The following is a 15,251-nucleotide window of genomic DNA, read 5'->3' on the forward strand; positions in this document are numbered from 1 at the left end:
GACGATGAAACTCTCTGCCATGATCGCAACGCTTGTCTTACTTCTCGCCGGTTGTTCCAACACCTGGGAAGGAGTGAAAGAAGACTCCTCCAAAGTATGGAATGACACCAAAGAAGCGATTCACGAGGCGACAGAATAACCAAAGAAAACGCCGCCCTTTTAGTGACTAAAAAGGGCGGCGTTTTGATATTTAACGGTGCCAATGCCTACGGTTTAACCATATTGCGTTTCTAACTGCTCCGCTTTATTGAACTTGTCGTGAGTCGCAAGCTGTTTAGCATAGGTAGCGATATGAGGGTAGCGCTCCAATAGTCCGAACTTGGTTAAGATTTCCACGATGAAAGACATCATGATATCCGCACCGGTGAGGGTGTCGGCGACCAAGTAGCGTTTACCGTCTAAACGTTGATTGACGTAACTCATCACCTTATCTAACTCAAGATCGGCGTAGCCGGCAAGGAAGTTGGTCTGCGCGCCATCTTTGGCGACAAACATCTTCAGTAGCAAGGGCAGCGCCGCTGAGCTTTCCGCAAAATGGAGCCATTGCAGGTAATCGACATAGTCATCACTGTCTGCTTTAGGCGCGAGATGTGGCCCGTAACGTTGGATCAGATACTCTGTAATGGCCCCAGATTCGGTGATCACCAGCCCTTGGTCTTCTATGACGGGCGATTTACCCAAAGGGTGAACACTTTTGAGTTCAGGTGGCGCGAGAAACGTGACGTTATCACGTTGATAAGGCGCGATTTTATACTCAAGATTCAGCTCTTCTAGTAGCCAAATGATGCGCTTAGAGCGCGATTGGTTTAGGTGGTGCAGCGTAATCATAACGACTCCTTATACAGGCTCGTTGGTTTTAACGACCAGCTTACCGAAGTTTTTCCCTTCGAGTAGGCCAATAAAGGCATCAGGCGCGTTGTCTAGCCCTTCCACTAAGTGCTCTTTGTAGTGAATCTTACCTTCTGCCAGCCAACGATTCATGTCTTGAGCGAACTCATCATAACGGTGACCGTAATCATCAAAAATGATGAAGCCTTGCATCTTGATGCGTTTAACGAGCAATTGCCCCATCAACATTGACAGGCGATCTGGCCCTTGTGGCAAAGAGGTCGCGTTGTACTGTGAGATAAGGCCACACAATGGTACGCGCGCGCCAGTGTTGAGCAATGGCATAACAGCGTCAAACACTTTACCGCCAACGTTTTCAAAGTAGATATCAATGCCTTTTGAACAATGCGTGGCGAGTTGCTCAGCGAAGTCGTCCGCTTTATGGTCGATGCACGCATCAAAGCCAAGCTGCTCTACCGCATAACGGCATTTTGCTTCTCCGCCGGCAACACCGACAACGTAACAACCTTTCAATTTACCGATTTGGCCAACCATAGAACCGACCGCGCCAGTGGCGGCAGCCACGACCAGCGTGTCGCCTTCTTTGGGGGCACCAATATCAAGTAGGCCCATGTAAGCGGTAAAGCCAGGCATGCCCATTACGCCGAGCGCATAGGAAGGGTGCGCCGGGTTTTGGCCCATATTGATTAAGCCTTCGCCATTTGACAGTGCGTAATCTTGCCATCCGCTGTAGGCCAGCACCCAATCACCGTTTTTAAACTGATCGTGGCGAGATTCGATGACCTGACACACGGTACCTGCGACCATGGTGTCACCGATAGCAACCGGGTCTGCGTAGGATTTTGCATCACTCATCCGCCCGCGCATGTACGGGTCAAGGGAGAGATAAACACTGCGCAACAGGACTTCGCCCTCTGCTGGGCTTGGAATGTCCGTTGTCTCTAAACGAAAATTATCCGCAGTGGGGGCGCCATTGGGGCGAGATGCAAGCACTACGCGTCGGTTAATGGAATCTGACATGATGTTCTCCTGTGTAGACATGACATAAAGTACGTCTTAGTTATGTTATTAGACCAGTCGTCTAGTTGTGTGGCCAAAAAATCCCGCTACCAGCATAGTCGATAACGGGGGAGCAAAGTGTGATGAGCCAGCGCTACTTGACGGCTGGAACACCTAGCAAGGCTTTGGAGCTAAGTAAACACAGCTCAAGATGGGTTTCATCTTGAACAAGTTTGTTGAGCAAACTCGCACCTAACCATTGTTGATATAACTGTGTGGCCGTGGCATGTGCGTTGACTACCTGGACCGAGCCATCGTCAATGCCCACTTCAATACAGCGAGCAAGGCTTTCTATCACCATTTCTGCGCCTTTGGCGAGCGATTGACGCATCGGCTCGGATAAATCGGCGACTTCAGCACTCAACTTGACCACAAGACAGCGGTTCGCATTGCAGGTGCCTGAATCTTTCTCCAGCCAGCGAGAGAAATAGTGAACGAGTCGTTCAAAACCGTTCAGATCGGTCTGAGTCAATATCGCGTTGCTGCGCGCCATGTACTCACGAATGTATTCGCTAATTAGCGCCTCGCCAAACTGCTCTTTCGATTTGAAATAGTGATAAAAAGAGCCTTTCGGCACTTGGGCGGTGCTCAGCAGTTCAGACAAACCCACGGCGGTAAAGCCCTTATTGACCACCAACTGATAACCAATATTGAGAATGTGCTGACGAGTATCTTGTGTTTTTGCGTTCATGGCCGCTACTATAGTGTAAAACTAGACCAGTCGTCTAGTGCGTCAATCAATGAGCTGCTCTTGCAGTGGGACAAGGAACAGTATGGACATCAGTGTTCGCTCATACACCAAACAAAAACGCGGTCATTGGCACACTTATCATCAATTGGTTCTGCCGCTAAGCGGAGCGATTGATATTGAGCTTGAAGACTATCGTGGAAAGGTTTCGCCGGGAGAGTGTGTGGTGGTGAAGAAAACACTTGAGCACATCTTCCGAGCCGATGAAGCCGCCCGTTTTTTAGTCGTGGATAGCGACACGTTGCCAGAGCCCTTACTGACTGCCAAGATGCCGGTGTTCTCAATCTCGACACCACTTCAGCACTACATTGAGTTTCTCGCAGCGCAACTGGAGCAGTCTGTTGATACGCCTTTGGAAAGTCAAGCATTTGAACTGTTTACATCGCTGCTAGCACGACAAGAAATGCAGCGCAGTGGTGATGCCCGAATTCAGAGGGTAAAAGCGCACATCAGTGCTCATATCGATGCGCCGATGGGCATTGAATCTCTCAGTCGAATCGCCTGTTTGAGTGCGACACAATTTAAATCGCAATTCAAAAAGCACACCGGACAAACCGTTCACGCGTATATTACGGCAGAGCGTATGTCACGAGCTCATGCACTATTGACTCACACCGACTTAAGTATTGCTCGAATTGCAGAGCAGTGTGGTTATCAAGACGCGTCAGCATTCTCGCGGCGATTTCAGGTGCACTTTTCACTGTCACCGAAACAAGTACGTCATCTCTAACAGCGCCATAATCATCAGAATAACCGAATAAACCGTCCTTTCTGCACATTGGATGTCTTAGGCTTGCCGTAAGCTAAATGGAGTATTTCTGGCTTGGATTAGGCAATGTCTGCTCACGTTTCTTCTTCACAATGGCAATCTATTGGTGCCATCCTATTCGCTTCCTTACTTTGGGGAACCACTGGCAGCGCTGCGGCGCTCGCTCCGACCATTCACCCGTTAGCGATCGGTGCCTTTGCGATGGGATTGGGGGGATTACTTTTGGCGCTTATCGCTGCTCCCGCACTCATAAAAGACCTGGCAATTTTGCGCCAACATGTTCGTACGCTGATTTTGGGCGCGTTGGCTTTAACCTTGTACCCGCTGGCGTTTTATACCTCGATGCGGTGGTCAGGTGTTGCGATAGGGACGGTGGTTTCTATTGCCACTGCGCCACTGTTTACCGTCTGTTTTGAGCGTCTTTTTGGCACGGTTAAAGCGCTATCGACACAATGGCTAATCAGTTTCGCTTTTGGGGCGATTGGGGTCATGCTGTTAACCCTAACCAAAGGTGATGGCGTGAACACCTTGGACAATGGGCGTTTTACATTCGGTGTTGTGTTGGGGTTAGTGGCAGCGGCGAGTTATGCCGGTTATTCACTGGCAGCAAAGCAGCTTATTACTTTAGGTGTACGATCCCAAAGTGCGATGGGGGCGATTTTCGGCCTTGGTGCATGTTTGTTGCTGCCTACACTATTTTGGACGGGAAGTGCCCTATTTGCATCAGCAATCAACAGCGCTGTCTCTCTATATATGGCTGTGATCCCAATGTTTGTCGGCTACCTGCTGTTTGGTTTTGGATTGCGCAGGGTCGAAGTGCGCGCGGCGACACTACTAACTCTGTTTGAGCCTTTGGTGGCAGCACTGCTGGCAGTGATATTTCTAGGTGAGAGGCTCAGCATTCAAGGCTGGGTCGGACTGGGATTGATCAGTGCGTGCCTACTGATTCAGACACGCACTGGGCGAGTGAAAAAGGCTATGCCACTCGCTCAAAACGAATCATAAACAGTTGATCCAGATCGGGGTAGATGTCACGAATCAAGGTTTTCAGCTCAGGCAACGGGAGGTGCTCTTGCTCTGCGTGAAATTCGTTGATGTCGTCGTAGCGCAGTGGCTCCACAGAAAGAATGCGGATGGTGCAAACGCTCTGCTGCGTCTCGAGTGTCAACACCTCGACTTCAGTGCCAGGCACATAATGGGACTCAGCTTCATCTCGAATCGTGATGGTCTTTTTCCCTTGTGCCACCAGCGGTGTCAAGAACTCGAAAAACGTCATCTTAGTCGGATGACTGATGTCAGGGTGACTCATTACTCTTCCTTAGGTTGACGTTTATGTTTCGGCACATAGTTGAGGATCGAAATCGGTACGGGCTTGCGTGGCTCAAAGCCTTCCACTTCGCGTCGTTCAATCAAGTGACCTAAGCGGCTCTCAATCATGCACAGGTTCTTAAAGTTATCTTTAGAGACAAACGAGATCGCCTCACCTTGGGCATCGGCGCGGCCGGTTCGGCCAATGCGATGGACGTACTCATCGGCAGGGAAAGGCAGGTCGTAGTTAATCACCCGTGTCAGCCCTTCAATATCGATCCCGCGTGCGCCCACGCCAGTGGCGATCATGTAACGGATTTTACCGGCTTTGAAATCCGCTAATAGCTGCTTTCTTATCGCTTGACTACGACCACTATGAAACGCTTCAGCGTCAATGCCGCGTTTGGCCAACTGATCGGCGAGCTTGGCCGCGCCATGTTTGGTCTCAATAAAAATCAGCGCTTGGTCCCAGTCGTTCTCTTTGATGAGATGGCTCAACAGGGACGATTTTTTATCTTTATCAACGGTAATCAGCCACTGCTCAATGTTCTTTTTCGATGCCTGATTGGCGGCAATACTGATTTCATACGGATCGTGAACCGCCGTCTTGGCAAGCTCTCGGACCTTGTTGGATAGGGTCGCTGAAAACAAGAGATGCTGAATATCGGTTGGCAGTCGGTCGAGAATTTTGTTCAGATCGTCAATAAACCCCATGTCTAACATGCGATCCGCTTCATCCAGCACCAACACTTCGACCTCTTCAAAATAGGCGGCGCGCTGGCCGTATAAATCGAGTAGGCGCCCCGGTGTGGCCACCACAATGTCAACGCCTTCGATCAACGTCTGCTTTTGCGCTTTATCATCCACACCACCAAACAGGGCGACAGAGGTGAGCGGCATGTGGTGACTGTAGTGGCGGATTTTTTCATCAATCTGCTCGGCCAACTCGCGGGTTGGCGCCAGAATTAACGCACGAAAACGTTTTTTACGCTGAGTCTCTCCTTGGGCGAGTCGCTCCAAAATTGGCCAGACAAAACTGGCGGTTTTACCTGTACCGGTCTGAGCCGCGGCGATTAAATCGTCGCCACGTAAAATGACAGGGACAGCTTTGGTTTGAATTTGGGTCGGTTTACTGTAGCCCAGTTCGTCAATTGCACGAACCAACGGCTCGCTGAGGCCAAGGTGAGAAAACGCCATGATGATACTCTAGTGCTATGGATGTCGTTCGCATTGTAGCATGAACGCTATGGGTGTTATGTGGGGAGATGCGTTTTCTTTACGACAGTAAACCTAGCCAAACAGATGGCGACATGGCCATTTACGCATTTACTATACAGAATACGTAAATACTTCTTGTTATTTTCCTCTTTATTCAGATAATAAACGTAAATTTACGTTGTTTACGTTCTAGGAGAGCGCGGTGACATTACCAAAATCAGAGGAAGAGTTAAAAAAAACAACCATTCATGAGGCCGCTAAAATAGCCGGTGTATCAATCGCATCGGTGAGTCGAGCTCTCAACAACAAACCGGGCATTAGTGAGAAAACGCGAGCACGTATTCTAGATATCTGTAAAGATCTTGGTTATGTGCCTAGTTCTTCAGCACGTGAGCTAACGGGAAGCCATAAGAACACTATTGCTATCTCTCTTGGGCCACTCGATTTTTATGCCTCGCGTTATTTAGGGATGTTATGGCCATCACTATCCACAGCGATTCGCAAATCAGGTAGAAATCTTCTTCCGGTTAGTTTTGGCGACGCAGACTTACATCAAGTCGGGGGCGCTATCTTGCTCGGTATTACCACGAATGATGATCGTATTACAATGTGTAAGCAATTAAATCTCCCTTACGTTTGCATTGGAATGTGTGAAGGTTCATTTTGGGTTGCACCGGATGATTTCAATGGGGGACGAGCAGCGACGCAACATTTAGTGGATAAGGGACTCACTAATATATGTTTCGTCACTCCCACAACGTATGGCGATGGTTACCAATTTCGTCATCAAGGTTACATGTCTGTCATGGCAAATAATGCGCTGCCTGTTCGAGAGCTAAGAACAGGGGCTGAGCCTCTAGGTGAAATTGCTGCGTATCGCTTCTTTATGTCTATGGATAGTAAACAACTTGAAAGCTACCAAGGTTTTGTCTGCGAGTGCGATGAAACGGCTCTCGGTGTTATGGCTGCCCTTAACGATAGAGGTTACGATATTCCCGGTGACTTTTCATTAGTAGGCTACGATGGGTTGCCGGGTATCTCAAACAGCCTAACCACCATAGTCCAAGATACGGATATGATTGCTCAACGAGCAGCCATCATGCTTGAAAAAGCGATGATGGGTGAACATCCAGTGGGTTCTATTGTGCCTGTGGATCTGAAGCTCGGGAACACAACGTAACCATTCTTTTTTTGATTTAGCTTGGATAAAAGCGTGCTATTAGTCACGCTTTTTCTATTTATACAGTGGGGGTTTACGTAATGTGATCTAATTAACGTAAACGCTTACGTTGGTTCTGCATAATACCCTCGAACTAAGAACGAATGGATTTGAGGGCAACATGAAAAAAACGACATTAGCAGTATCCCTACTTGCTGCTAGCCTATCAGCACACGTTACTGCAAAAACCGATATCACCATTGCTGGCTGGGGTGGTAATGACGTCGTCGTACTCAATAAACTGGTGAACGAGGTCCTTGCAGACGATTTTGAACAAGCCGGACTCAATATTAAATATCAGGCGATTGAGGGGGACTTCTCACAATTTATCACTAATTCACTTTCGGCAGGCACTGCCCCTGACGCTTTCTATATTGATATCGTTTTTGCTAACACGTTAGTTAAGTCGGGTAAGGTAGCGCCGAACAACGCGGATCTTAATACTCTATCCAACGAACTTATTCCAAGCCTAAACAGCGCGTTTACGCTTGAAGATGCACAATACGGCATTGCGAAAGACTTCAATACTATCGCGCTTCAATTCAACAAAGATATTTTCGATGACGCTGAAGTTGACTACCCAACAAACGATGACTCTTGGGAAGACTTGCGTACCAAGCTTCTTGAAGTGAAAGAAGTATTGGGTGACGAAGTTTCTGGAATCTGCGTAATGCCTGACTACGCACGTTTCGCACCTTTCGCATTGGCAACGGGTTGGAAGCCTTTCAATGAAAATGGCCAAACGATTCTAGATGAGAACTTCGAGCGTGCCTTTAACTTCTACACAGGTCTTGTGACAGAAGATGAAGTGGGCATTCTGGCGACAGACCTTGGTCAAGGTTGGGGCGGCGGCTGTTTTGGTACTGAAGAAACAGCGGTAGCACTAGAAGGTAACTGGATCAGCGGTTATCTGCGCGACAAAGCGCCAAACTTGCCTTACGGCACAACGCTTATGCCAACCGACCCTGTCAGCGGTGAGCGCGGTAACCTATTGTTCACGGTTGCATGGGGTGTAAACGCCGATGGTAAGAACATTGAAGCAACACAAAAAGCAGTAGAGATTCTAACTAGCCAGAAAGCTCAAGAATGGGTTTTGGATTCTGGCTTAGCACTGCCAAGTCGTGAAGCATTAGGTGAGTCTGAATTCTTTGCTCAGCAAGATTCAGAAAGTGAATTAGCCAAACAAGTCTTTGATGGCGCTCTCAACGGAAATGTAGAGCCTTTCGCGTTTGGTGATTACGGTACAGCATGGATGACCCCAATTAACGAAGCGTTAAATTCAGTTCTACTGGGTCAGATGTCGCAAAAAGAAGCGATTAAAATGGCTCAGGAACGTTATAACGCTCTAACAGTAAACTAAACGGGGCGTTGGATGAACTCTTTACGTTTACGCCAACAAGTCTACGGATGGCTCTTAGCAGGGCCATTTGTACTGACGTTGGTAATCTTTTTCCTTTATGCATTAGTCAGAACGGTCTATTTCAGTTTCACGGAATACGATCTGTTTTCAGAAGCTGTTTGGGTAGGCTTGGGTAACTTTAAAGCCCTGCTTTCAGACGATCTGTTTTTACTTTCGCTGGCAAATACAATCTGGTTCTCTCTTATTGTAACCAGTATTCAAACGGTCTTAGCGCTTGGTTTAGCCATCTTGGTGAATTCGAAGATTCGAGCCAAAAGCTTCTTTAGAACAGCTTTTTACCTGCCGAGTATTTTGTCGAGTGCAGCCGTTACGTTGATCTTCATTTGGTTCTACCAAAAGAATGGCTACTTAAATGGTTTTGTTACGGACGTGGTGAATCACTTCCCGCATCTTAGCTGCTTTGTGTTGATTGCAATGGCAACTCAGTTTGTACTAGTGACTAAAGATCGTTTGAAAGGCTTACCGGTAAGTTGGTTTGACCCGGCATGGGCAATTCTCTCCTTCATCATTGCGGGTGTGGGAACATTCGTGGCAAGTGCGATGGGCTGGGTGTCGGTAACAGACGCTGTTGTTGAGGTGAACTGGTTAAATACACGTGACCATGTTGGGCCAATGCCGCTTACGCTGTGGGCTATCGTGATTCAGAACATCTACACCACGATTCCAACTTTCATGCTGCTTTTCTTAGCGGGCCTACAAGGTATCCCAGAAGAACTTTATGAAGCGGCGCATATTGATGGCGCGAACAAGTGGCAACAGCACTGGAACATTACGATTCCTCAACTTGCGCCCGTGACATTCGTTGTTGTGACCTTCTCAATCATCGGCACACTGCAAATGTTCGACCAAGTCGCACTGCTGGGTTCAGCAGCACCGCTGGAATCACGTATTACGCTAGCTTACTACGTTTACCACAACGCCTTCCCACCGGGTGGCACGCCACAAATCGGCATGGCAAGCGCAGCAGCACTCATCTTGGCAACCATTACATTAGCCGTGGTTTACCTGCAAAAAATCTTCGGTATTAAGGAGAAAGCAGATGGCTAACTCAATGACCAATACTCAAAAGCTAGACGAAAAACCTATGGCATCAATGGCTGAGGTCGCTAAGTTCCAAGCACGCCGTCGCTGGGCAAAAGTGGCTTGGGTTTACACCGCGCTACTGGCTATTGCCACCATCATGTTAGGTACGTTTGTTGTCGCATTTCTAGCGAGTTTGAAAGATGACCCACTTGAGCAGCCATTTAAGTTTAGTTTTGCTCAGGTTCAACCAAGCAACTGGGGGGCGGCTTATCAGCTAGGTAAACAAGGCAATGATGCGCCGATGTTTGGTGGTTTTGCTCCGGGCGCGGAAATTGACTTCACGGTGACTTACGCGGTGGAAGAGGGCAAAGAGCTAGCAGTACCGACTATTGAAGTACCGCGTCGCCGACCTGGTACCGGTATGGCTGCTGCGACGGTGACTGACTTTGCATCAGACTACGCTGTGGTATCTGAGCCAAAGCTGGTGGATAGCAACGAAGAGGTGACGTTCATCGAGCGCCGCGGTCGTCGCGAAATCGAAAAAACAGGTCACAGCCAAACGTGGGCATTCACTATTAAGTATGACGGTGAGGGGCCAGAGGTGGCAACGCTACCGCTAACAGTAGAAGCACCGCGCGGCCAGATTCTAATCGACAGCACACTTGCACCAAGCAAGATGGAGCGTCGCGGGCGAGTCGCAGCATGGGATAACGCTGCACCGGGTTTGATTGGTTATGTCTTTAAGTCTTACGTTCGCGTTTACACCGAATCGGTAAGTCTTGATACCGGCAAGAGCTTGTTCATGAGCTGGACCATCAACTCGTTTCTCATTGCGATTGGCAAAGTGATTTTGACTCTGTTCTTTGCCTGTACTGCGGGTTACGCCCTAGCAAGACTGAAGTTCACTGGAGCACGCGCTGTATTCGCATTCATGCTATTTAGCATGATGATTCCAGGGCAAGTGACCTTTATCTCGAACTACCTTATCTATCGAGAGATTGGCTTACTGAATACGCCTTGGGCCGTGATAACTGCCGTGGTGGCATCCGGGCAAGTTCTTATTATGAAGCAGTTCTTTGAAAACATACCAAAAGAGCTGGAAGAGGCCGCGATTGTCGATGGCGCAAGCCCAGCGGTGATTTTGTGGAAAGTGTTTATGCCATTGGCTAAGCCAGCCATCTTGTCGGTCACAATCCTTGGTTTCCAAGGTGCTTGGAACGACTTCTTCTGGCCGCTGGTGGTGATAAATAGTCCAGCAGATGCGTTTACGCTACCCGTTGGTCTATTGAGTTTACGTAACGCTTATGGCGTAGCAGGTGACTGGAACCTGATATTGGCGGGAGCATTCCTGTCGACAATCCCAGTACTCATTGTGTTTATGGTTTTTCAACGTTACTTCGTTGGTAACGATATTTCTTCCGCTGTTAAAGGTTAATTCTCGGGGATATTTAAGATGTTAATGAATTACACTGCTGGTCAAGGCGAACTTAAAAACTGGATCGTCGAAGAGACGGCATTTGACTCAGCATTCCAAGGTAAATGTGAAGTAGTAATGAGCCAAGGAAATGGCTACATGGGCGCACGTAGCTCAACGGAAGAAAAATACGTGGGACAGGTTCGCAACCTTTTCGTTGCGGGTACATACAACAAATTTGATGAAGATGAAGTAACAGAGCTGCCAAACGCGGCAGACATGAGCGCTATCGAAATCTTCATCGATGGTCGTCGGTTCCACCTAGAAACGGGTGAAGTGAGCAACTACTCTCGTCGTCTAAACGTGAAAAACGGTGAACTTATCCGTGAGTTCACGTGGACAAACACAGAAGGTAAGAGCTTCGAGATGCGCTTCCGCCGCTTCTTCTCGCAAGCAAACCTTCATCTAATGGCGTTCGATGTTCAAGTTAAGGCTGTGAACAGCGATGCGAAGATTGAAATCCGCTCTGGTGTGGATGCGCAACTTTCAAACTCGGGTGCACAGCACTTCCACGAAGGTGAAAAGCGTATCTATGATAAGCGATTCATTGAGCTTCTACAGCACACCACAGAGAGCAAAGTAGACTTCGTTTTCCTAACGTCTCACCGCTACTTTGTAAACGGTCAAGAAACTGAAATCGACCCAGGTCTACAGATGGATCGCCGTAAAGTATGGCTTAACATCCACCACGATCTGAAAGCGGGCGACACATTCGGTACTGAGAAAGTGGGTGTGGTACACACTTCACGTGACAAGCAGTTTGATGTTGAAGGCTACGAACTACAAGCGCTACGTGACCACGCGCTGACAGACCTAAAAGCAAACGCAGACCGCAGCTTCGACGAGTTACTAGCAGACAGCGTGGCTGAATGGGACAAGCGTTGGGCTGGTATGAACATCACTATCGGTGGTAACGACTTTGACCAACTGGCGATTCGTTTTGCTCAGTACCAACTGAACATCTTCACGCCAATGCACGATTCTCGTTTCGGTATCGGTGCGAAAGGTCTGTCTGGCGAAGGCTACAAAGGCCACTCGTTCTGGGATACAGAAGTCTTCATGCTTCCGTTTTTCATCTACACCATGCCAGAAGTGGCTCGCAGCCTGCTAGAGTACCGCTTCCGCACGCTAGGTGGGGCACGTAAGAAAGCAGCAGATAACGGCTACCTTGGTGCACAGTTCCCATGGGAATCAGCACTAACAGGTGAAGAAGTCACGCCAGTATGGGGTGCAGTAGACATCATTACAGGTAAGTCGACGAAGATTTGGTCTGGCTTTATCGAGCAGCACATCACGTGTGACATCACTTACGCATTGTGGCAGTACTACCAAATCACAGGCGATCAGAAGTTTATGGACGACATGGGCTACGAGATCATGTTCGACACGGCTACGTTCTGGACCAGCCGCCTAGATTGGCTAGAAGACCGCAACATGTGGGGTATCTGTGACGTAATCGGTCCTGATGAGTACAAAGAGCACATCGATAACAACGCGTTTACTAACTACATGGCAGTAGAGAACATCAAACTAGCGATTCGTTACTACGAAGATCTAGAAGCGTCGAACCCAGAGCTACTGGCTAAGCTGTCTGACAAGCTAAACCTAGTGGAAGCTCGTCAAATGTGGCTAGACCGCGTAGACAATATCTACCTACCTAAGCCACGTGCTGAAGATAAGGTAATCCCACAGGATGACACTTACCTACAGAAAGAAATCATCGACCTGACTAAGTACAAAGAGCAGCCATTCGTTGGTGGTCTGTTCCAAGACTACAACCTAGAACAGGTTAACGACATGCAGGTTTCTAAGCAGGCGGACATCATGGTGCTGTTCCTACAGCAAGAAGATAAGTTCGACCTAGAAACCAAGCTGGCTAACTGGAACTACTACGAGCCGAAGACGCTACACGATTCGTCGCTAAGTCTTTCTACGCACTCGGTATTGGCGTCAGATGTTGGCAACCCAGAGCTGTCTTACGATCTGTTCCAACAAGCCGCGTCTATCGACATCGGTCAGAACATGAAGAGCTCGGATCACGGCATTCACGCGGCGTCTATCGGCGGCATGTGGCAGTGTGTGGTTTACGGCTTCGGTGGTGTTCGTATGCTAGGTGGCAACCTGCGTATTAACCCTAACCTTCCTAAGCAATGGGAAAGCCTGAACTTCCCAATCTACTGGAAAGGTGAGCGTCTAGAAGTGACCGTTGACCAAGAGCAAGTTCGTATCGAGCGCCCTGAGTTCAACGGCCAAGCACTAAACATTGAAGTTGCAGGCGAGCCACGTGTTATCGATTCAACAGAGGTGACGTTCAATGTGTAAGGCATTTATTTTCGACCTAGATGGCGTTATCACGGATACGGCTGAGCTGCACTACCAAGCGTGGCAACGTATGGCGAACGAAGAAGGCTACTACTTCGACCGTGAGATCAATGAGCAGCTACGTGGCATATCTCGTCAAGCGTCGCTGAACATTATCTTGAACGGCAAAGAGATCAGCGAAGAGAAGTTTGCTGAGCTAATGAAGCGCAAGAACGATTACTACGTGGATCTGCTGAACACGATTTCTGCAAAAGACGTTCTACCGGGTATTGAGCAATTCCTACTTGAGCTAAACGCACGTGGCATCAAAGTGGCACTGGCATCAGCAAGTAAGAATGCTCGCCCAATTTTGCATCGTCTTGGCTTAACGCCGCTGTTTGATGCAATTGGCGACGGTTGGTCGGTAAACCGCTCTAAGCCGGCACCAGATGTGTTTATTCATGCTGCGGGCCAAGTTGGAGTCAACGCTGACGAATGCATCGTGGTTGAAGACGCAGAAGCAGGCGTCGATGCAGCGAAAGAAGCGGGCATGCGTGTTGTTGGCATTGGCCCTGATGACCGAGTTGGTCACGCAACATGGCGTTTCGACGACACTAAAGGCATGAACTTAGGCGCAATCCTAGGTTAAGCATAAGAAGAGTGATGGGCAGTGGTGAAAGCCACTGCCCACAACCACCAAGAATTATTAAGGTAGAACAATGGCACGTTTAGAACTGAAGAACATCAATAAAATTTATCCAGATGGTGCGCATATCATCAAGGATGCCAACCTGACCATTGAAGACGGTGAATTTACAGTATTCGTTGGGCCATCAGGCTGTGGTAAGTCAACCATGCTGCGTATGGTCGCAGGTTTGGAAGAGATTTCATCAGGGGACATGTGCTTAGACGGTGAGGTGGTTAACAACCTTTCACCAACCGATCGTGGGATTGGCATGGTGTTCCAATCTTATGCGCTTTACCCGCACATGACGGTCTACGAAAACATCGCTTTTGGCCTAAAACTGGCGAAGAAAAGCAAAGACGATATTGATTCAGCAGTACGTCAGGTAGCGGAAATGCTAGAGCTGACAAACCTTCTGAAACAAAAACCAAGTCAACTATCGGGTGGTCAGCGTCAGCGTGTGGCTATTGGGCGCGCTATTGTGCGAAATCCGAAACTCTTTTTGCTCGATGAGCCCTTGTCAAATCTTGATGCTTCATTACGAGTGCGCATGCGATTACAGCTTGCTGAGTACCACAAAAAGCTGAAATCAACGGTGATCTATGTGACGCACGATCAAGTGGAAGCGATGACATTAGCGGACAAAATTGTTGTATTGCGTTCGGGCCTAGTAGAACAAGTCGGTTCGCCTTTAGAACTGTACTATTTTCCGAAAACGTTATTCGTTGCCGGCTTTATTGGTTCACCAAAAATGAACTTGCTACCCGCTACGCTGCTTAATGCTTGTGATGAGCAGGCAACGGTTGAGGTAGGGGATTACACTTTCCAAGCTGATGTAAATGCAAAAGGGGCGACAGAAGGTGCACTGATGACACTCGGGATTCGCCCGGAAGACATTCATTTGGATGAAGAAGGTGTCGGGGTGATTGTTGAAGGTTTTGAGCGTCTTGGTACGGAATCTTTGCTCTACACAACGTTGGTGAGAGGTGGTCAAGAGGTCTTGGTTCGTGTACCTGGTACAGTTAAAGTCGATATTGGCCAGCGCTTAAATATCCGCATTCCGGCAGAAAAATGCCATCTATTTGATAGTAAAGGTAAAGCGTATAGGCGAGGCATGACACTGAATGACTTGATCACCTTGCCTCCGCAAATTAAGCGCGCAAGCTAATATAACTTCA

General features: G+C 48.4%; 14 protein-coding genes. 9 read left to right on the forward strand and 5 right to left on the reverse strand.

Translation table 11 applies throughout. The features are described from left to right. Positions 1-213: 213 nt before the first annotated feature. From AC6R1O_RS11180 to AC6R1O_RS11190, 3 genes are all read right to left on the reverse strand, one after another. Positions 214-828, reverse strand: a complete 615-nt coding sequence (locus tag AC6R1O_RS11180) for a glutathione S-transferase family protein (protein ID WP_500657029.1) — start codon at positions 826-828, stop codon at positions 214-216. A 9-nt stretch (positions 829-837) separates the two neighbouring features. After that, positions 838-1,869, reverse strand: coding sequence for an NADPH-dependent curcumin/dihydrocurcumin reductase (gene curA / locus AC6R1O_RS11185; protein ID WP_500657030.1), 1,032 nt, complete (start codon positions 1,867-1,869; stop codon positions 838-840). A gap of 133 nt (positions 1,870-2,002) precedes the next feature. Beyond that, a complete protein-coding gene (locus AC6R1O_RS11190; protein WP_500628375.1) occupies positions 2,003-2,599 on the reverse strand; it encodes a TetR/AcrR family transcriptional regulator in 597 nt (198 codons plus the stop codon). Positions 2,600-2,681: 82 nt separating this feature from the next. Between AC6R1O_RS11190 and AC6R1O_RS11195 the strand changes: the two genes are divergently transcribed. Both AC6R1O_RS11195 and AC6R1O_RS11200 read left to right on the forward strand, forming a co-directional pair. After that, positions 2,682-3,386, forward strand: a complete 705-nt coding sequence (locus AC6R1O_RS11195) for a helix-turn-helix domain-containing protein (protein ID WP_487901555.1) — start codon at positions 2,682-2,684, stop codon at positions 3,384-3,386. Between the two features lie 105 nt (positions 3,387-3,491). Then, entirely contained in the window at positions 3,492-4,430 is a 939-nt protein-coding gene (locus AC6R1O_RS11200; protein WP_500657031.1) for a DMT family transporter, read from the forward strand. Here AC6R1O_RS11200 and yqfB read toward each other — a convergent pair. Together yqfB and AC6R1O_RS11210 are read right to left on the reverse strand one after the other, a co-directional pair. Next, a complete protein-coding gene (yqfB, locus tag AC6R1O_RS11205) occupies positions 4,402-4,734 on the reverse strand; it encodes a N(4)-acetylcytidine aminohydrolase (RefSeq protein WP_487901553.1) in 333 nt (110 codons plus the stop codon). The two genes, AC6R1O_RS11200 and yqfB, sit on opposite strands and share 29 nt — an antisense overlap. Further along, the gene (locus AC6R1O_RS11210) at positions 4,734-5,930 is read right to left on the reverse strand and encodes a DEAD/DEAH box helicase (RefSeq protein WP_500657032.1); all 1,197 of its coding nucleotides are present in this window, start codon (positions 5,928-5,930) and stop codon (positions 4,734-4,736) included. Before AC6R1O_RS11210 ends, yqfB begins: the two co-directional genes overlap by 1 nt. 223 nt (positions 5,931-6,153) lie before the next feature. Here AC6R1O_RS11210 and AC6R1O_RS11215 point away from each other — a divergent pair, with 223 nt between their 5' ends. The 7 genes from AC6R1O_RS11215 (at position 6,154) to AC6R1O_RS11245 (ending at position 15,241) form a co-directional block, all read left to right on the forward strand. After that, positions 6,154-7,131, forward strand: coding sequence for a LacI family DNA-binding transcriptional regulator (locus AC6R1O_RS11215; RefSeq protein ID WP_500657033.1), 978 nt, complete (start codon positions 6,154-6,156; stop codon positions 7,129-7,131). A gap of 160 nt (positions 7,132-7,291) precedes the next feature. Next, positions 7,292-8,530, forward strand: a complete 1,239-nt coding sequence (locus AC6R1O_RS11220; protein ID WP_500657034.1) for an extracellular solute-binding protein — start codon at positions 7,292-7,294, stop codon at positions 8,528-8,530. Between the two features lie 12 nt (positions 8,531-8,542). Next, positions 8,543-9,637, forward strand: coding sequence for a carbohydrate ABC transporter permease (locus tag AC6R1O_RS11225; RefSeq protein ID WP_500657035.1), 1,095 nt, complete (start codon positions 8,543-8,545; stop codon positions 9,635-9,637). Continuing rightward, on the forward strand, positions 9,630-11,048 hold the full coding sequence (locus tag AC6R1O_RS11230; RefSeq protein ID WP_500657036.1) for a carbohydrate ABC transporter permease: 1,419 nt from the start codon (positions 9,630-9,632) through the stop codon (positions 11,046-11,048). The genes AC6R1O_RS11225 and AC6R1O_RS11230 overlap by 8 nt, the downstream gene beginning before the upstream one ends. Positions 11,049-11,066: 18 nt before the next feature. Beyond that, positions 11,067-13,409 carry a glycoside hydrolase family 65 protein gene (locus tag AC6R1O_RS11235; RefSeq protein WP_500657037.1) on the forward strand — a complete coding sequence of 781 codons (2,343 nt, stop codon included), beginning with the start codon at positions 11,067-11,069 and terminating at the stop codon, positions 13,407-13,409. Then, complete coding sequence (gene pgmB / locus AC6R1O_RS11240; protein WP_500657038.1) at positions 13,402-14,037, forward strand: beta-phosphoglucomutase; 636 nt, start codon at positions 13,402-13,404, stop codon at positions 14,035-14,037. The genes AC6R1O_RS11235 and pgmB overlap by 8 nt, the downstream gene beginning before the upstream one ends. A gap of 70 nt (positions 14,038-14,107) precedes the next feature. After that, complete coding sequence (locus AC6R1O_RS11245; RefSeq protein ID WP_500657039.1) at positions 14,108-15,241, forward strand: ABC transporter ATP-binding protein; 1,134 nt, start codon at positions 14,108-14,110, stop codon at positions 15,239-15,241. Positions 15,242-15,251 lie beyond the last annotated feature (10 nt).

The sequence above is a fragment of the Vibrio sp. R11-SG3-ISO3-SZ genome (assembly GCF_059834345.1).